Origin of the sequence: Streptomyces sp. NPDC006552 (assembly GCF_040611655.1) — a bacterium.
Lineage (GTDB): Bacteria > Actinomycetota > Actinomycetes > Streptomycetales > Streptomycetaceae > Streptomyces.
This window is the reverse complement of sequence record NZ_JBEXOS010000071.1, coordinates 12484-30860: the sequence shown is the minus strand read 5'-3', so window position 1 is coordinate 30860 and position 18377 is coordinate 12484. Positions and strand designations below refer to the sequence as shown.

Genomic DNA, 18377 nt, shown 5'->3' with positions numbered 1-18377 from the left:
GCGCCTACCGTTGCCGTATGGATCTACGCATGGGCGCATGGCGCGAGCGAGTACGCGGGAAGCCGCGGCGGTGGGCCGCCGTCGTGGCGGTCCTGGTGGTGCTCGCGGGGGCGGGGACCTGGTCCGTCGCCGCGGCCGCGTCCTCCGGGGGCGGACCCGCGGTGCACCGGCAGGACCGGACGCTGCCGATGGGCGGCGGCGTGCGGATCAGAACCTCGTACTTCACCTCCGGTGACCCCCACCACAAGCGGCCCGCGGTCCTGCTCGCCCACGGCTTCGGCGGCAGCAAGGCAGATGTGAAGGGCGAGGCCGAGAAGCTCGCCCGGCATGGGTACGCCGTCCTCACCTGGTCCGCGCGCGGCTTCGGCGGCTCCACCGGCAAGATCGGGCTGAACGACCGCCGCGGCGAGGTCGCCGACGTCTCCCGGCTCATCGACTGGCTGGCGAAGCGCCCCGAGGTGCGGCTCGACAAGCCGGGCGACCCCCGCGTGGGCGTCACCGGCGCCTCGTACGGCGGCGCCGTCTCCTTGCTGGCCGCCGGGGACGACAAGCGGGTCGACGCGATCGCCCCGCAGATCACGTACTGGAACCTGGCGGACGCCCTCTTCCCGGACGGCGTCTTCAAGAAGCTGTGGACCGGCATCTTCTTCACCACCGGTTCCGCCGAGATAGGCGCGCGCACCAGCGAGGCCGGGCTGCACTGCGGCCGCTTCGAGAAGGAGCTGTGCGCCATGTACCAGCGGGTCGCCGTCGCCGGCAAACCGGACGCGCAGGCCCGCAAGCTCCTCCAGGAGCGCAGCCCCGCGGCCGTCGGCGACCGCATCAAGGTGCCCACCCTCATCTCCCAGGGCCAGACCGACTCCCTCTTCCCGCTGAGCCAGTCCGACGCCATCGCCCGCCACATCAAGGCCAACGGCGCACCCGTCGACGTCGACTGGATCGCCGGCGGACACGACGGCGGCGACAAGGAGACGGACCGCACCGCAGGCCGGGTCACCTCCTGGTTCGACCGGTACCTGAAGGACGAGGACGTCGACACCGGGCCCGCGTTCCGCGTCACCCGCACCGGCGGCGTCGACTCCACGGACGGCGCGGCCACGGTGCGCGGCGCCAGCGGCGACCGGTACCCCGGACTGCGCGGCGAGGACCGGGTGTCCGTGCCGCTGAAGTCCGCCACCCAGACGTTCCAGAACCCACCGGGCGGCGCCCCGCCGTCCATCTCCTCGGTACCGGGCCTCGGCGGCGCCTCCCAGCTGTCGTCGTCCCTCGGCGCCGGACTCGCGCTCGACTTCCCCGGACAGTTCGCCCGGTTCGACTCGGCGCCGCTGAAGAAGTCCGTACGCGTCACCGGCACCCCGACGGCCACCGCCCACGTGCGGTCCTCCACCGGCACCGCCGTCCTCTTCGCCAAGGTGTACGACGCCGGGCCCGGCGGCGCCCGTCAGGTGCTCCCCTCCCAACTGGTCGCCCCGGTACGGGTGACCGGCGCGGGCGGAGCCGGCAAGGACGTCCCGATCACCCTGCCCGCCATCGACCACCAGGTGCAGAAGGGGCACACGCTGCGGCTCGTCCTGTCCGCGACGGACCTCGGTTACGCATCCCCGGCCCAGGCCGCCACGTACCAGGTCTCGGTCACCGGCGGGCTGAGCCTGCCGACCGCCCCCGGCGTGCGGACCGCGGCGGCGCCGCTGCCCTCCTGGGTGTGGTGGCTGCCCGCCGCCGCGGCCCTGCTCGCGGCGGCGCTGGTCCTGACGGCCCGCAGGCGCGGCGCGGCGCCCGCCCCGGACCCGGTCCTGGCCGGCGTCCCGCTCCAGATCACCGGCCTGAGCAAGCGGTACGCGGGCGCGGCGGACCGGTACGCGGTCCGCGACCTGTCCTTCCGCGTCGAACAGGGCCAGGTCCTCGGCCTGCTCGGACCGAACGGAGCGGGCAAGACGACGACCCTGCGCATGCTCATGGGGCTCATCGGTCCCGACGCCGGCGAGATCCGCGTCTTCGGCCAGGCGATCCGCCCCGGCGCGCCCGTCCTGTCCCGGGTCGGCGCCTTCGTCGAGGGCGCGGGCTTCCTGCCGCACCTGTCGGGCCGGGAGAACCTGGAGCTGTACTGGCGGGCCACCGGCCGCCCGCCCGGGGACGCGCACCTGGACGAGGCGCTGGAGATCGCCGGGCTCGGCGACGCGCTCGCCCGCGCGGTCCGCACGTACTCGCAGGGCATGCGCCAGCGCCTCGCCATCGCGCAGGCCATGCTCGGCCTGCCGGACCTGCTCATCCTCGACGAACCGACGAACGGGCTCGACCCGCCGCAGATCCGCGAGATGCGCGAGGTGATGATCAGGTACGCGCGCGGCGGCCGCACCGTCATCGTCTCCAGCCACCTCCTCGCCGAGGTCGAGCAGTCCTGCACGCACCTCGTCGTGATGGACCGCGGCCGCCTCGTGCGGGCGGGCCGCGTCGCGGAGATCGTCGGCACGGGCGACACCGTGCTCGCCGGCCTCGCGGGAGCCGTGTCCGACCCGCTCGTGGAGAAGGTGGCCGCGCTGGACGGGGTGGAGTCGGTGGCCCGTGCGGACGGGGGGTTGCTGATCCGGCTGGCGCCGGAGCCCGGGGCGGCCTCAGGGGCCGGCACCGACCCCGCCGCCCGTCTCCTGGCCGACCTGGTCCGGCTCGACGTACCGGTGAAGTCGCTCGGCCCGCACCGGCGGCTCGAGGACGCGTTCCTGACGCTGATCGGAGGCTCCGCATGAGCGGCACCGGGACGACCCGGCCCACCCCCGCCACCTCGCCCGTCCCGGCCGTGGCGGGACGCGCCGACGGGTACCGGCCCGGGCGGACACTGCCGCTACGGGTGGAGTTCGCGCGGCAGGTGAAGCGGCGGCGCACCCTCGTCATGGGGGCGGTGCTCGCGCTGCTGCCGTTCGTGCTGGTCGCCGCGTTCGCCATCGGCGGGCAGCCGGAGGGCCGCGGCGGCCGGGTGACGCTGATGGACACGGCCACCGCGTCCGGCGCGAACTTCGCGGCGACCTGTCTCTTCGTCTCCGCCGGGTTCCTGCTCGTCATCCCCGTCGCGCTGTTCTGCGGTGACACGGTCGCCTCCGAGGCGAACTGGTCGAGCCTGCGCTATCTGCTCGCCGCCCCCGTGCCGCGCGCCCGCCTGCTCTGGTCCAAGCTGACCGTCGGGCTCGGGCTCAGCCTCGCCGCGATGGTGCTGCTCCCGGTCGTCGCGCTCGGCGTGGGCGCGGTCGCGTACGGCTGGGGGCCGCTGGAGATCCCGACCGGCGGGGCGCTGTCGGCCGGTACGGCGGCGCAGCGGCTGCTCGTCGTGGTCGCGTACCTCTTCGTCTCGCAACTGGTCACCGCCGCGCTGGCGTTCTGGCTGTCGACGAAGACGGACAACCCGCTGGGCGCGGTCGGCGGCGCGGTCTTCCTGACCATCGTGGGCAACGTCCTGGACGCGGTCACCGCGCTCGGCCACTGGCGCGACTTCCTGCCGGCGCACTGGCAGTTCGCCTGGGCCGACCTGATCCAGGCGCAGCCCGAGTGGGGCGGCATGATCCAGGGGGCGTCGGTGTCGGTGGCGTACGCGGTGGTGCTGTTCGCGCTGGCGTTCCGGGGGTTCGCGGGCAAGGACGTGGTGTCGTAGGGGGACTGCGGGGGCGTGGGGTACGGCCCCCGGGTTCGGCTACGGCCCCCGGGCCCCCAGCCGCGCCGCCCGGGTGCGGCCTCCCGAGCCCCATCAGACCCCCGGGTTCAGCCACGCTCGCCGGGTGCTGCCCCCGGGTTCAGCCACGCCCGCCGGGTGCGCTCGGGCTCAACCACGGCCCCCCGGCCCGCCCCCGGGTCAGCGAATCTGCCGCCCCGAGATCGCCCGCGCGATGACCAGCCGCTGGATCTCGCTCGTCCCCTCGAAGATGGTGTAGATCTTCGCGTCCCGGTACATCCGCTCCACCGGATGCTCCCGGCTGTACCCCGCGCCGCCGAGCACCTGGATCGCCTTCTCGCTGGCAGCGACGGCGAGTTCACCGGCCCGCAGCTTCGACATGGAGCCCTGGCCCGCGTCGAAGACCTTGTCGTTGCGGGCCATCCAGGACGCCTGCCAGATCAGCAGCCGGCACGCCTCGATCTCGGTGCGCAGATCCGCCAGGGCGAACGCGATCGCCTGGTTCTCGATGATGGGGCGGCCGAACGCCTCCCGGTCGCCCGCGTACTCCAGCGCGTACTCGTACGCGGCGCGCGCGATCCCGAGGGCCTGCGCGCCCACCGTCGGCCGGCTCACCTCGAACGTGGACATGGCGGCCTGCCCCCGGCCGCCCGCGCGCGTACCCCCGGCCGCGCCCGGACGGGCGCCCTCGCGGGCCCGCGCGAGCCGCGCGTCCAGCTTCTCCTTGCCGCCGAGCAGGCAATGGCCGGGCACGCGTACGTCGTCGAGGAAGACGTCCGCGGTGTGTGAGGCGCGCAGCCCCAGCTTCCGGATCTTCTTGGCGCCTTCGAGCCCCGCGGTGCCGGGCGGCACGATGAACGCGGCCTGCCCGCGCGAGCCCAGCTCCGGGTCGACGGAGGCGACGACCACGTGCACGTTCGCGATGCCGCCGTTGGTGATCCAGGCCTTCTGGCCGCTGATCACCCATTCGTCCTTCGCCGCGTCGTAGCGGGCCCGCGTCCGCATCGCCGCGACGTCGGAGCCGGCCTGCGGCTCCGAGACGCAGAACGCGGCGACCTTCGGGTCCGCCGCGTCACCGAAGCACTGCGGCACCCACTCGGCCAGCTGGTCGGGCGTGCCGGAGGAGAAGATCCCGGCGACCGCGAGCGAGGTGCCGAACAGGGCCATGCCGATGCCCGCGTCGCCCCAGAACAGCTCCTCGTTGGCGATCTGCAGCGAGATGCCGCTGGGGTCGCCGAAGAGTTCGGCCAGGGACTCGAACCCGTAGAGACCGATCTTCGCGGCCTCCCGGATCACCGGCCAGGGCGTCTCCTCGCGTTCGTCCCATTCGGCGGCGGCGGGCCGCACCACGTCGACGGCGAAGCCGTGCACCCAGTCGCGCAGATCGCGCTGTTCCTGGTCCAGTTCGAGAGAGAAAGCCATGTCGTCGCCGCCCCCTATGCCTTCGGTATGTCGAAGTAGCGGGTCAGACCGGCCGCGAGGGCGACGTCACCCGCGATCTTCACCTTGCGCAGCATGAACATCGTGACCGGCGAGGAGTTGCCCGACACCAGCTTCAGGAAGTCGGCGTCGCCCATGACGAGCGTGACGCGCGGCTCGGCCTCCGAGCGGCCCTCGGCGACCGTGCAGGTGCCGGCGGAGATCCTTGTCTCGTAGACCGCGTCCGGGGTGGCGCCCTGGCCGGTGACCTTCCAGCGGATGAGCGCCTCCAGCGAGCCGGCCACCTCGGGCTTGAACTGCCGCTCCATGCGCCCGAAGACCTCCTTCAGGACGCGGGCGCGCAGCGCGCCGTCCGCCGCGATCTCGCCGATCTCCTTCGCGGACAGGCCCTTCACGATCCGCGCGAACTCCTCGGGCGTGACGCTCGCGAAGTCGAGGGCCGCGATGTCGTCGGCACCGCTCATGGAACACTCCCTGCCGTGACGGTTGAACTTACTAATGGGTAAGATTACTTATTGGTAAGGTTACGGCTACGTAGGTAGGCTGACAAGAGTGACGGGGACACCAGGAAGCACGGGGGCGCGTCGCAAGCGCGTGCCGCGCCATGTGCGCGAGCAGCAGATCATCGACGTAGCGGTACGGGTCTTCGCCAAGCGGGGCTACCACGCCGCGTCCGTCGACGAGATCGCCGAACTCGCCGGGATCTCCAAGCCGATGGTCTACCTCTACCTGGAATCCAAGGAGGGCCTCTTCCTGGCCTGCCTGAGCCGGGAGGCGGAGCGGCTCGTCTCGGCGTTCCAGGAGGCGGCCCGCGGCGCGGGCGCAGCGCCCGAACTGCGGCTGTACGCGGGCCTGTCGGCGTTCTTCGCGTTCGTCGCCGAGCACCGCGACAGCTGGGTCGTCCTGCACCGCCAGGCCTCGGAGCTGAGCGAGACGATCGCCGCCGCCGTCGCACGGGCCCGGCGCGCGGTCATGGCCGAGGTCGCGGGGCTGGTCCGGGACGGTATCTCGGACAGCGGCCGGGGCACCCGGCTCGGCGCGGAGGACGCGGACTTCGTGGCGCACGCGCTGGTCGGCGCGGCCGACTCGCTGACCGACTGGATGGAGCGCAATCCCGGCCAGGCGCCCGAGGGCATCGCCCTGCGGCTGATGAACATGGTCTGGGTAGGGATGCGCGACGTGCTCGACGGCGAGGCGTGGCTGCCCGAGGGCTGAATCGGCCGCACCCGTCCGGCGCGAGGTCCGGCACGACCCATTGCATTTTTGTTACGCATGAGTAAGTTGACTCCCGAGTAAGTACGAGGGGGCACGTCGCATCCGTGGACGCCGCAGCCGCGGGCGCCCGCGGCGGCCCCCGCACCACCGACCGCCAGCCGCCGCGCGACCGGGAGCCGTCATGGGCGTACGCAGGGATCTGAAGCGGGCCAGGAAACGCAGCGACCTGGACCGCGTGCGGGTCGAACTCATCAGGGACGACCGGGGCGCGGTCCGCGAGGCCCGCACCGCGCCGCTCGCCGCGCCCCCGGCGGGCGGCGCCACCCCCGCGGACATCCCGTTCGTGAACGCCGCCGAGGCGCCGGAGGCGGTGGTCGTACGGCGCAAGGTGTCCGGCGGTGCGGGGGCGGGCGCGGGGCCAGGCGGGGGTCCCGGCGCGGGGCCGGGGGCGGGACCGGGGTCGAAAGCCCGCCCGCGACGGGGTTCCGCGGCGGGGGAGTGGCAGCCGGTCACCGCCGCCGCGTTCGCCCGCGAAGTCACCGCGGCCGCCAAGGGGTTGATCGCGGCCGGGCTGCGACCGGGCGGCCGCGTCGCCCTGATGTCCCGTACCCGCTACGAGTGGCAGGTCCTCGACTTCGCGATCTGGGCCGCCGGCGGCCAGACCGTACCGATCTACGCGACCTCCTCGCCCGAGCAGATCGAGTGGATCGTGCGGGACTCGGGCGCCCGGCTGCTGATCGTGGAGAACGCGGCGAACGCGGAGGCCGCCGCCTCCGGACTCGCCGCTCTGCCCGCCGCGGACCGCCCGCGCAGCTGGCAGCTGGACGCCGGCGCCCTGGCCGAACTCGCCGCACTAGGGCGGGAGATCAAGGACGAGGTGGTGACCGAGCGGCGCTCGGCGCTCACCCCCGACACCATCGCGACGGTCTGCTACACCTCCGGCACCACCGGCCGCCCCAAGGGCTGCGTCCTCACCCACGGCAACCTCTACGCGGAGGCGGCCAACACCGTCGAGCTGCTGCACCCCCTCTTCAAGGCAGTCACGGGCCAGGCCGCCTCCACCCTGCTCTTCTTGCCGCTGGCGCACATCCTGGGCCGGACGATCCAGGTGGCGTGCCAGCTCGCCCGGATCGAACTGGGCCACTGCCCGAGCATCAAGCCGGCCGAACTGCGGCCCGAACTCCGCTCGTTCCGGCCGACGTTCGTCGTCGGCGTGCCCTACCTCTTCGAGAAGATCCACGACACCGGGCGGGCCACGGCGGAGAAGATCGGCCGCGGGGCGTCGTTCGACCGGGCGGACCGGATCGCGGTCGCGTTCGGCGAGCGCAGCCTGGCCAGGTCCCTCGACGCGGGACGCGGCCCCGGCCTCGGCCTGACCCTGGCCACCGGCCTCTACGACCTGCTCGTCTACCGCCGCGTCCGCAAGGAACTGGGCGGCCGCCTCCGGTACGCGATCAGCGGCGGCTCCCCGCTCGACCGCGGCCTGAACCTCTTCTTCTACACCGCCGGCATCGTCATCTACGAGGGCTACGGCCTGACCGAGACGACGGCCGCCGCCACCATCACCCCGCCGCTGCGACCCCGGCCGGGCACGGTCGGCCTGCCGGTCCCCGGCACCGCGGTCCGGATCGCGGACGACGGGGAGGTCCTGGTCAAGGGGCCCATCGTCTTCGGCGCGTACTGGCAGAACGCCGCGGCGACCGCCGACGCCCTCACCCCGGACGGCTGGTTCGCCACCGGCGACCTCGGCGCCCTCGACGACGACGGCTACCTCACCATCACCGGCCGCAAAAAGGACATCCTGGTCACGAGTGGGGGCAAGAACGTCTCGCCCGCCGTCCTGGAGGACCGTCTGCGCAGCCGCTCCCCGGTCGGCCAGTGCATCGTCGTCGGCGACAACCGCTCCTACGTCGCCGCCCTCATCACCCTCGAACCGGAGTCCGTCGCCCACTGGCTCAGCCTCCACAAGCTGCCCGCGACGACGCCGATGTCGCAGGTGATCAGCGACCCGCGGATGGTGGCTGCGGTGCAGAAGGCCGTCGACTTCGCCAACGAGGCCGTCTCCCGGGCGGAGTCCATCCGCAGGTTCGCGCTGGTGGAGGGCGAGTTCACCGAGGAGAACGGGCTGCTCACACCCTCCCTGAAGATCAAACGACAGGCGGTCACGGCGGCGTACGAGGGAGAGATAGAGAAGCTGTACGGCCCCTGACGGCCGCTACTCGGGAAGCTGATGATCACCCCAGACGTACGAGACGGGAAGCAGCTCGCCGATGGGCACGGCCCGCACCTGCGCGCCGCCGCCGGCCGGCACGATGACGTCGATCCCGGGAAAGTAATCGAGCAGCGCCTGGCGGCACCGCCCGCACGGCGGGATGACGCCCCGCTCACGGTCGCCCACGGCGACGATGGCGGAGCGCTCGTACACGCCCTGGGCGGCGGCCGCCCCGATGACGACGAGCTCGGCGCAGGGGCCGCCGGTGAAGTGGTAGGCGTTGACCCCCGTGACGATCCGGCCGTCCCGGGCGCGGGCCGCGGCGACGACGGTGTGCCGGTCGCCGCGGCACCGGGTACGGGCGACGTGGGCGGCGGCGTCGACCAGCTCGTGGTCGACACGGTCGGTGTGACCGGCTCGGCTGCTCATGATCTCCCTCGTGGACGGGCGGCGAGACCGGCTTCCCGGCGCGGCAGGCCCATCATCGCCTCCACCGACCGGGGCCGTGCCAGGCGGGGACCAGAGGCGGCCGGGACGGGTGCGCCGGGCACCGGCGATCGCTTCGTTGCCTTACTGGTTCCTTACGGCCTGACATTTCGCGGCCCCGGGGGCGCATACTGGCTCTACGATGACGAAGCCCTCCGCGCCCCGACGCCACCTGCCGACAAGCCCCTTCAACGCTCCGTCCGCCGCTCCTCCCAAGCACTTCGACCTGGGGGATCGCGTCACGCACGACCGGTACGGCCTGGGAAGGATCATCGGCGTCGAGAACGGCGTCGCGATGCTCGTCGACTTCGGCTCCCGCCAGGCCCGCATCAGCAGCCCCTACACCCACATGGACAAACTCTGACGCTTCCACCCCACCCGGGCCCCGGCCTCCTCCCGCCCTCCGGGCTGGGAACGACCGGGGCTCTGTCCTGGCTGGGGCCGCGTGGGCGCCGGGCCGGCGCCCACGGGCAGGTGCAGCACCGGCGATCGGGCACGCGCGGGGTACGAACGGACATCGGCTACCGCTTCAACGCCCGGTAGCGCTTCAAGAGAGCGGTGACCCTCTCGGGGTCGGCACGGCCGTTCAGCTCGGTCAGCAGATCGTCGGGGCAGAGTTCGTAGAGGTCACCCCACCAGCGCCGCCCCTTGTTGTCCCAGACCCGGTACCCCCCTGGCACCCCCCGCGCCACATACCGCCGCTTGCTCACGCCACCCCTCCCACAGCCGCCGTCCGGACCAGCGAAGCTGCCCGCATGGCCGGACAGATCCTTGCCTTGGCGAGGTCGGTGGGGCTGACGTCCCTCGTCAGAGCAGCGCTGGGAGTCGCAGCGAGCGCTTCGGCAGCCGCACGGACCTGCTCCACGGTGCGGTACCGGGGTGGTCCGTAGCCCCAGCCCTCGGCGCCGGGTATCTCCTGCTCCCCGCGAACCACTGCAACCGTGAATCCGCGCTCTCTGAGCAGCAGCAAGGCCCCGCCGAAGCGGGGCCGTGGAGAGGCGCCCCCGGCAGGACTCGAACCTGCGGCCAAGCGCTTAGAAGGCGCCTGCTCTATCCACTGAGCTACGGGGGCCGGTGTGTGGCCGGTGGCTCGGACGGACGTGCGGGAGGTCCGTGACCTTGCCGGGGACAAGGATAGGGCTCCTGGGTCCCGCTCCTTGCTGCTTCGCCTCCGTTTCGCCTCCGTGACTCCATGTGGAGGTTCAGTGAAGCGCTCCTGATAATCGCAGGCAGGTGCGAATCTCGCACCGCTTTTGGCGTCTCCCGCCCCGGGTGTTGTGCACTCGTTATGCCTGCGCCCCCTGCCTCCCTTTCCGTCCCGCTGTGTGCTTCCTGTGGGGAATCGGGCGCCTTGTTCGGGCCTCCGTGTCTGCCGACCGGTGCCTCATCGGCGCGCAGAGGTGGCCATATGCTTCAGAAAGCCTGCAAAGTTGGGCATTCTTCGCATGTGGTGACTCTGGACGTACGGCCTCAGCTGCTCGACGCGCTTACCTCGCTGCGCGACCGTGTCGCCGGCGCGCGCTTCCCGCTCCCTCTCACGGGGGCGCCCCGCGCGCGCGTCAACCGCGGTGAGTTGCTCGCCCAGCTCGACGACTACCTCGTGCCCCGCCTGCGCGCCCCCGAGGCCCCGCTGCTCGCGGTGGTCGGCGGCTCCACGGGCGCGGGCAAGTCGACCCTGGTCAACTCCCTCGTGGGGCGCGTGGTGAGCGAAGCGGGCGTGCTGCGGCCGACCACACGCACGCCCGTGCTCGTCTGCCACCCCGACGACCACCCCTGGTTCGCCGGGATGCGCGTCCTGCCCGACCTCACGCGCGTGTGGGTGCCCCGCCAGGCGGACGCCGAGGCCGACGCCGAACCGGACGAGGACGACGCCCTCGACCCCCTCCCCGAGGACGAGGGGCGCGCGCTGCGCGTCGAGACCGCCGACACCCTCCCGCGCGGGCTCGCGCTCCTGGACGCTCCGGACATCGACTCACTCATCGCCGAGAACCGGTTGCTCGCCGCCCGGCTCATCAACGCCGCCGACGTGTGGGTCATGGTCACCACCGCCTCCCGGTACGCCGATGCCGTGCCCTGGCACCTGCTGCGTACCGCCAAGGAGCACGACGCCTCCCTGGTCACCGTGCTCGACCGCGTACCGCACCAGGTCCTCGCCGAGGTGTCGCGGCAGTACGGCGCCCTGCTCACCAAGGCCGGGCTCGGCGAAGTGCCCCGGTTCACCGTGCCCGAGCTGCCCGAGTCGACGGGCGACGGCGGGCTGCTGCCGGCCACCGCCGTCGCCCCGCTGCGCGCCTGGCTCACCCACCGCGCCCAGGACCCCGACGCCCGCGCCCGCGCCGTGGCCCGCACCGCCCGCGGCGTGCTCGACTCCCTGCGCGTACGGATGCCGGAGCTGGCCGCCGCCCTCGCCGCTCAGTACTCCGCCGCCGTGCGGCTCGTCGGCGCCGTCGACGACGCGTACGACAGCGAGCACGCGCGCGTGCGCAGCAGGCTGCAAGGAGGCGCCGTGCTCACGGGCGACGCCCTGAAGCGGTGGCGAAGCTACCCGCTGGACTGCTCCGCCGGCGAACTCCTCGACGCCCTCGTGGAGAGTCTCGGGGCGCTCCTCCTGTGCGCGGTGACCGCCGCCGACGAGCGCGTCGACGAGGCCTGGCGCCGTGAACCGGGCGGCGCCGCCCCCGAACTGGCCGGACGCGACCCCGAACCGGCCGGCGCCGAGCACCGCATCGGCATGGCCGTGCGCCGGTGGCGCCGGGTGCTGGAGGAGTACGCGGAGGACGAGGTACGGGCGGTCGTCGACGCACAGGGCTCGTCGCCGCCCGACCCCGAGATCGTCGCCGCCCTCGTGGCCACCGCCCTGCTCGGCGGGAGACGGGCCAGGACCGCCGGAGAGACCCTCGCCGAGCGGATCGGGGCCCAGGGCGCCCTGCGCCTGCGCGACCGCGGCACACGACTCCTGGGCGAGTACCTGGACACCGTCCTCGACACGGAACGCGAACGCCGCCTCGCGCCCGTGGACACCCTCGGCGTCGGTCCCGAACCCCAGGCCGAACTGATCGCGGCCCTGTCGCTGCTGCAGAAGGAGAGGTGAGGGCGGTGACCGCCGTCACGGACCACACCGATCACACCGATCACAGCCATGACACCGAGCACACGGACCATGCGGATCACAGGGATCGCGTAGATCACAGGGAACGCGCAAGGCGCACAGGCCACGCAGATCGTGCGGACCACGCAGATTATTCGGACACCATCGACCCCCGTGCCCCCGGCGCCGCCCCCCGGCTCCCCGGTGCCGCCCGCCCCGACCGCGCCGGTCCCTGGGACGACGGGCTCATCGCGCGGCGTGCCGCGGGGCAGCCCGGCGGCACCCTGGAGGCGGACCCGAGGAGCCCGGCGGCGTACGACGTGCAGAGCGACCGGGACCTCCAGCCGCGCCTGGACGCGCTGCGCGAGCTGGTCGCGCTCTCCCGGACGCGGCTCGACGCGGGGACGCTCGCCGAGGCCGGGCGGGTACTGGACGAGGCCGCGGCGCGGCGCCGGCTCTCCGCGCGGCACACCGTCGTCGCCGTCGCCGGGGCCACCGGAAGCGGCAAGTCGACCCTGTTCAACGCCCTCGCCGGCGTGCCCCTCGCGGAGACCGGACTGCGCCGGCCCACCACGTCCGCGCCGATCGCGTGCAGCTGGACGGACGGCGCCGCGGGCCTGCTCGACCGGCTCGGCATCCCGGGCCGCTCGCGGCGCCGGCCGCTGCAACGCCAGCACGACGAGGCGGCCCTGGACGGCCTCGTCCTCGTCGATCTGCCCGACCACGACTCCGCCGCCCCCGCCCACCGTGAGCAGGTCGACCGGGTGCTCGCCCTGGTGGACGCCGTCATCTGGGTCGTCGACCCGGAGAAGTACGCCGACGCCATGCTGCACGAGCGGTACCTGCGGCCCATGGCCGGGCACGCCGAGGTCATGTTCGTCGTCCTCAACCAGGTCGACCGGCTGCCCGGCGACGCCGCCCACCAGGTCCTCGACGACCTGCGCCGCCTGCTCGACGAGGACGGCATCGCCCTCGGCGAGCACGGCGAACCCGGCGCCACCGTACTGCCCCTGTCGGCGCTGACCGGCGAGGGCGTCGGTGAACTGCGCGACGCCCTCGACCAGTTCACCGCCGAGCGCCGGGCCGCCGCCCGCCGGATCTCCGCCGACGTCGACGCCGCCGCCGACCGGCTGCGACCGGTGTACGGGGCCGGCCGGCAGACCGGGCTCAGCGAGGCGGCCCGCGAGGAGTTCGCCGGCCGGCTCGCCGACGCGGTGGGCGCCGCGGCCGCCGGACAGGCCGCCGAACGCGCCTGGTCCCGCGGCGCCAACAAGGCCTGCGGGACCCCGTGGCTCCGGCTCTGGCGGTGGTACGAGGCCCAGCGCACCCCCACCGCGCCCGTCGACGCCCCCGGGACCCCGGCCGACGAGGGGGCCACGGCGCGCCAGCGGGTCGAGCACGCGGTCCGGGCGGTCGGCGACGCGGCCGCGAGCGGGCTGCCCGCCGCCTGGGGGCAGGCCGTACGGGAGGCCGCCACGCGCGGCGCCGAGGGGCTGCCGGAGGCGCTGGACGAGCTCGCGGCGGACACCGGGCTGCCCGACGAGGACGGCGCCCGGGGCTGCGGGGCGGCGTACCCGGGCGGGGGCCGGCCGCCGCGGCCCGGGTGGTGGCCGGTCGCCGTCCTCGCCCAGGCGTCGATGACGGTGCTGCAAGTGCTGGGCGGCCTGTGGCTGGTGGGGCAGATCGCCGGCGTCGTGCCGCCGGAGCTGAGCGTGCCGGTGCTGATGATGCTGGCCGGCATCGTCGGCGGCCCGTGCGTCGAGTGGGCCTGCCGGTTGGCGGCGCGGGGGCCCGCGCGGCGGTACGGGCAGGAGGCGGAACGGCGCCTGCGGGACGCGGCAGCGGCATGCGGCCGGGCCCGGGTCCTGGACCCCGTCGCGGCGGAGCTGCTGCGGTACCGGGAGGTGCGGGAGCAGTACGTACGGGTGGCCGGGATTTCCACAACCGGCCGGTAGGACACAGGCATCGGCACGTTGCGCGGCGCCCGGGCAGTCTGGGCCTCGCGGCTCGGGGCAGCTCGGGACGCGGAGTTGAGCGGAGGGCGGGTGCGGCCGGGGGTTGGCCCGGGCCGCGCCGTGTTCTACGTGGCCGGGGCTGGTTCGGCCGCGCTGGGTGTGATGTGGCCGGGGTTCGGTCCGGGCCGCCGACGGGGCGGTGCCGGGACGGGCCGGGCCGCGCTGGGTTCGACGTGGTCCGGGACGGCTCGGGCCGCGAGGCTGACGGGGAGGGACGGACGACATGAACGAGACTCTGCTGACCGTGGTGGGGAACGTCGCGACGACGCCGGTGTACCGGGAGCTGCCGACGGGGCCGGTGGCCCGGTTCCGGCTCGCGGTGACGCCACGGCGCTTCGACGCGGTGCAGAACGCATGGGTGGACGGCCACACGAACTTCTTCACGGTGTGGGCCAAGGGGGCGCTCGGCTCCAACGTGCAGGGGTCGGTGTCCATCGGTGAACCGGTGATCGTGCAGGGCAGGTTGAAGGTCCGGGACGAGGAGAGGGGCGGGCAGCACTGGACGTCGGCGGACATCGCGGCGACGGCGGTGGGTCACGATCTGTCGCGCGGTACGGCGGCGTTCCGCCGGGCCCAGCGCAGGGGGTCCGCAGACCCGGTCCGGGCGGTCGACGGGGAGGGGCGCGGGGTCCAACAGCCGCCGGACGACGTGTCGTTCGAGATCGACCCCGTGCCCGTACCCGCACCCGTGCCGGCGTCCCGGCCGGCGCCCGAGCCTGAGCCCGAGAGGCAGCCCGTGGGGTGAGACGGCGGCGCCAGGAGACGGTGTGCCGGTGTGCGGAGAGGGCGGGCGGCTCCGGGGCGTGGCGGGCGAGCGGCCCGGTGACCGAAGTGTGGCTTATCGACGCCTGCGTTCCGGAGATTTATCGATAAGGCAAGGCTGGAACCGGTGTTGGCGATAACGATTGCGATTCGGATCGGTTGCCGGGACTCGGCTCTGGGGATCGTGAGGAGCCGTTTCCCTAGGATGCCGGGCGTGGCTCGATGGGCTTCAGGGGGCTGAGACGCTCGAAGAGCCTCAGGAGGCCGGGCCCCGCGAGGCCCGGTCCAGGGGCGCGGCTTCTGGGACCGGTCCCAGGGGCTTCGACGGACTCAGCGATTTCACCGGCGGGACACCACCCCCCATGTGTCACCACGTCCTGCCTGAAGGGAATTACGTGTTTTCTGTGTTCTCACGGGCCGGGCGCCGAGGGCGCGGCGGTGCCCGCCTCGCCGCCGCGGCCCTGGTGTCGGGTCTCGCGGTGGCCGGGACGATATCCGGGGCCACGGCGGCCGCCGCGGACGACGGCGCCGGAGAGCCGGGCGGCGCGAGCGCCACGATAGGCGGCCTGGAGACGTACGGGGCCGCCGTGATCCACGACGGCGAGCGCGACGAGCAGGTCTCCGCGGGCCTGTTCCGGATGACCGTCGACGGCGGCGGGACGCTGCAGACGTACTGCATCGACATCCACAACCCGACCCAGACGGACGCCCGGTACCAGGAGACGCCCTGGAGCGGCACGTCCCTGAGCGGGAACGCGGACGCGGGCCGCATCCGCTGGATCCTGCAGAACTCCTACCCCCAGGTGAACGACCTCGCCGCGCTCGCCCGCAAGGCGGGCGCGGGGAGGCTCACCGAGCAGGACGCCGCGGCCGGCACCCAGGTCGCCATCTGGCGGTACTCGGACAAGGCCGCCGTCGAGGCGGTGAGCCCGGCCGCCGAGAAGCTGGCGGACTACCTGCAGAAGAGCGCCGGCGCGCTGACCGAGCCCGGTGCCTCGCTGACCCTGACGCCGGGGGCCGTAGCCGGGCGCCCGGGTGAGCGGCTCGGCCCGGTCACCGTGCACACGAACGCGGACGCGGTCTCGGTGGCGCCGCCCGCCGGGGCGGCGGCGGACGGGGTGAGGGTCGTCGACAAGGCCGGCAAGCCGGTCACCACCGCCGCCGACGGCAGCCGGCTCTACTTCGACGTGCCCGAGGACGCCGCGGCGGACTCCGCCGCGCTGACCGTGCAGGCGTCCACGACCGTGCCCGTCGGCCGCGCCTTCACCTCCGAGACCCGCAGCCAGACGCAGATCCTCGCGGGCTCCAGCGAGTCCACGGTCGCGGCGAGCGCGACGGTGAACTGGGCGGACCGAGGCCCGGTGCCGGCGCTCTCCGCGCGGAAGAACTGCGCGAAGGGCGGGGTCGACATCACGGCGGTGAACAAGGGCGACAAGCCGTTCACCTTCACGCTGATGGGCGCCGCGTACACGACCCCGGCCGGGGCCTCGCGGACGGTGACGATCCCGCTCCAGGAGGACCAGGCGTACGACTTCACCATCAAGGGCCCGCACGGTTTCGAGAAGCGGCTGCGCGGGGTGCTCGACTGCCGGACGGTGGCCGCCGCGGCCGGTTCCGCGGACAGCGGGCTCACCACGCAGGCGACGATCCAGCCGAGCCCGGCCTCCGTGGGCGGCTCCGGCGCCGCCACGGACCTCGCCGCGACGGGCAGCTCGAACGCGACACCGGTGATCGCGGGCCTCGCCATCGCGCTCGTGGTCGTCGGCGGAGCCGCCCTCGTCCTGGTGCGGAAGAGGAAGACGCCGCCGAGCGAGGGCGAGTAGCGCGCGCTACCGGGACGGAGGGGCGGGGGTGGGCCCTCCGTCCCGGCCGTCTCTCCCTCTCTCCGTTCCGCCGCTCCACCGTCCAGCCGTCCTGCCGTCCCGCGGGGGCGGTTCGTCATCGCGGCCGGGCGGGGCGGGACCCATATGCGCTCGGATGGGGTACGCACCTCCCCTTTGCATGACCATGCGCGATGATGCATACTCTTCCTATGTCCAAGGTCCTCACCTCTCTTCCCGTCGGCGAGCGCGTCGGCATCGCCTTCTCGGGCGGCCTCGACACCTCCGTCGCGGTCGCGTGGATGCGTGACAAGGGCGCCGTCCCCTGCACCTACACGGCGAACATCGGCCAGTACGACGAGCCCGACATCGACTCGGTCCCGGGCCGCGCCCAGGCCTACGGTGCCGAGGTCGCCCGGCTCGTCGACTGCCGTGAGGCCCTCGTCGAGGAAGGTCTCGCGGCGCTCACCTGCGGGGCGTTCCACATCCGCTCGGGCGGTCGCGCCTACTTCAACACCACGCCGCTCGGCCGCGCCGTCACCGGCACGCTGCTGGTCCGCGCGATGCTCGAGGACGACGTCCAGATCTGGGGCGACGGCTCGACGTTCAAGGGCAACGACATCGAGCGGTTCTACCGCTACGGCCTGCTCGCCAACCCGAACCTGCGGATCTACAAGCCCTGGCTGGACGCGGACTTCGTGACCGAGCTCGGCGGCCGCAAGGAGATGTCGGAGTGGCTGCTCGCCCACGAGCTGCCCTACCGCGACAGCACGGAGAAGGCGTACTCCACCGACGCCAACATCTGGGGGGCCACGCACGAGGCCAAGACCCTGGAGCACCTCGACACGGGCGTGGAGACGGTCGAGCCCATCATGGGCGTCCGCTTCTGGGACCCGTCGGTGGAGATCCCCACCGAGGACGTCACGATCGGCTTCGACCAGGGCCGCCCGGTGACGATCAACGGCAAGGAGTTCGCCTCCTCGGTCGACCTGGTGATGGAGGCCAACGCGATCGGCGGCCGCCACGGCCTGGGCATGTCCGACCAGATCGAGAACCGGATCATCGAGGCCAAGAGCCGCGGCATCTACGAGGCGCCCGGCATGGCCCTCCTGCACGCCGCGTACGAGCGCCTGGTGAACGCGATCCACAACGAGGACACGCTCGCCCAGTACCACAACGAGGGCCGGCGCCTGGGCCGCCTCATGTACGAGGGCCGCTGGCTGGACCCGCAGGCCCTGATGGTCCGCGAGTCGCTCCAGCGCTGGGTCGGCGCCGCCGTCACCGGCGAGGTCACCCTGCGGCTGCGGCGCGGCGAGGACTACTCGATCCTCGACACGACCGGCCCGGCGTTCAGCTACCACCCGGACAAGCTGTCCATGGAGCGCACCGAGGACTCGGCGTTCGGCCCGGTGGACCGGATCGGCCAGCTCACCATGCGCAACCTCGACATCGCCGACTCCCGCGCCAAGCTGGAGCAGTACGCGGGCCTCGGCCTCATCGGCACCGCGAACCCGGCGATCGGTGCCGCCCAGGCCGCCGCGACCGGCCTGATCGGCGCCATGCCCGAGGGCGGCGCGGAGGCGATCGCGTCCCGCGGCGATACCTCCGACGACGCGGAGCTGCTGGACCGCGCGGCCATGGAATTCGGCACGGACTGAGACCCACCCGCACGTCAGTAGGG

The 18377-nt window shown here is 73.6% G+C and carries 15 protein-coding genes and 1 tRNA gene; 10 read left to right on the top strand and 6 right to left on the bottom strand.

Going from position 1 to position 18377, the window contains the following annotated elements; all coding sequences use genetic code 11:
- Positions 1–17 precede the first annotated feature (17 nt).
- Together ABZY33_RS30280 and ABZY33_RS30275 are read left to right on the top strand one after the other, a co-directional pair.
- Entirely contained in the window at positions 18–2744 is a 2727-nt protein-coding gene (locus ABZY33_RS30280; protein ID WP_356494889.1) for an alpha/beta fold hydrolase, read from the top strand.
- The gene (locus ABZY33_RS30275) at positions 2741–3640 is read left to right on the top strand and encodes an ABC transporter permease (RefSeq protein ID WP_356494888.1); all 900 of its coding nucleotides are present in this window, start codon (positions 2741–2743) and stop codon (positions 3638–3640) included. The genes ABZY33_RS30280 and ABZY33_RS30275 overlap by 4 nt, the downstream gene beginning before the upstream one ends.
- Before the next feature lie 198 nt (positions 3641–3838).
- Here ABZY33_RS30275 and ABZY33_RS30270 read toward each other — a convergent pair whose 3' ends face one another.
- Positions 3839–5080, bottom strand: a complete 1242-nt coding sequence (locus tag ABZY33_RS30270) for an acyl-CoA dehydrogenase family protein (RefSeq protein ID WP_356494887.1) — start codon at positions 5078–5080, stop codon at positions 3839–3841.
- A 14-nt stretch (positions 5081–5094) separates the two neighbouring features.
- Entirely contained in the window at positions 5095–5562 is a 468-nt protein-coding gene (locus ABZY33_RS30265) for an SCP2 sterol-binding domain-containing protein (protein WP_356494886.1), read from the bottom strand.
- An 88-nt stretch (positions 5563–5650) separates the two neighbouring features.
- Between ABZY33_RS30265 and ABZY33_RS30260 the strand changes: the two genes are divergently transcribed.
- Positions 5651–6313 (top strand): TetR/AcrR family transcriptional regulator, encoded by a 663-nt coding sequence (locus ABZY33_RS30260; RefSeq protein ID WP_356494885.1) that lies wholly within the window; start codon positions 5651–5653, stop codon positions 6311–6313.
- A 181-nt stretch (positions 6314–6494) separates the two neighbouring features.
- Positions 6495–8522 (top strand): AMP-dependent synthetase/ligase, encoded by a 2028-nt coding sequence (locus tag ABZY33_RS30255; protein WP_356494884.1) that lies wholly within the window; start codon positions 6495–6497, stop codon positions 8520–8522.
- A gap of 6 nt (positions 8523–8528) precedes the next feature.
- On the opposite strand, the gene ABZY33_RS30250 is transcribed toward ABZY33_RS30255, so the two are convergent.
- Complete coding sequence (locus ABZY33_RS30250) at positions 8529–8954, bottom strand: cytidine deaminase (protein WP_356494883.1); 426 nt, start codon at positions 8952–8954, stop codon at positions 8529–8531.
- Positions 8955–9153: 199 nt separating this feature from the next.
- On the opposite strand from ABZY33_RS30250, the gene ABZY33_RS30245 reads away from it, so the two are divergent.
- On the top strand, positions 9154–9375 hold the full coding sequence (locus ABZY33_RS30245; RefSeq protein WP_356494882.1) for a hypothetical protein: 222 nt from the start codon (positions 9154–9156) through the stop codon (positions 9373–9375).
- 157 nt (positions 9376–9532) lie between these two features.
- Here the strand turns inward: ABZY33_RS30245 and ABZY33_RS30240 are convergent, their stop codons facing one another.
- The 3 genes from ABZY33_RS30240 to ABZY33_RS30230 form a co-directional block, all read right to left on the bottom strand.
- Positions 9533–9721 (bottom strand): hypothetical protein, encoded by a 189-nt coding sequence (locus tag ABZY33_RS30240; protein WP_356494881.1) that lies wholly within the window; start codon positions 9719–9721, stop codon positions 9533–9535.
- Entirely contained in the window at positions 9718–9945 is a 228-nt protein-coding gene (locus ABZY33_RS30235) for a DUF1877 family protein (RefSeq protein ID WP_356494898.1), read from the bottom strand. The genes ABZY33_RS30240 and ABZY33_RS30235 overlap by 4 nt, the downstream gene beginning before the upstream one ends.
- Before the next feature lie 65 nt (positions 9946–10010).
- Positions 10011–10083, bottom strand: a tRNA-Arg gene (locus ABZY33_RS30230).
- A gap of 375 nt (positions 10084–10458) precedes the next feature.
- Here ABZY33_RS30230 and ABZY33_RS30225 point away from each other — a divergent pair.
- From ABZY33_RS30225 to argG, 5 genes are all read left to right on the top strand, one after another.
- The gene (locus ABZY33_RS30225) at positions 10459–12102 is read left to right on the top strand and encodes a GTPase domain-containing protein (protein ID WP_356494880.1); all 1644 of its coding nucleotides are present in this window, start codon (positions 10459–10461) and stop codon (positions 12100–12102) included.
- Positions 12099–14054: a YfjP family GTPase gene (locus tag ABZY33_RS30220; protein WP_356494879.1), complete on the top strand. Its 1956-nt coding sequence runs from the start codon at positions 12099–12101 to the stop codon at positions 14052–14054. The genes ABZY33_RS30225 and ABZY33_RS30220 overlap by 4 nt, the downstream gene beginning before the upstream one ends.
- Positions 14055–14337: 283 nt before the next feature.
- Positions 14338–14859 (top strand): single-stranded DNA-binding protein, encoded by a 522-nt coding sequence (locus ABZY33_RS30215; RefSeq protein WP_356494878.1) that lies wholly within the window; start codon positions 14338–14340, stop codon positions 14857–14859.
- A gap of 421 nt (positions 14860–15280) precedes the next feature.
- On the top strand, positions 15281–16699 hold the full coding sequence (locus ABZY33_RS30210) for a TQXA domain-containing protein (RefSeq protein ID WP_356494897.1): 1419 nt from the start codon (positions 15281–15283) through the stop codon (positions 16697–16699).
- Positions 16700–16908: 209 nt separating this feature from the next.
- Positions 16909–18354, top strand: coding sequence for an argininosuccinate synthase (gene argG, locus ABZY33_RS30205; protein ID WP_356494877.1), 1446 nt, complete (start codon positions 16909–16911; stop codon positions 18352–18354).
- The last annotated feature ends 23 nt before the right edge of the window (positions 18355–18377 follow it).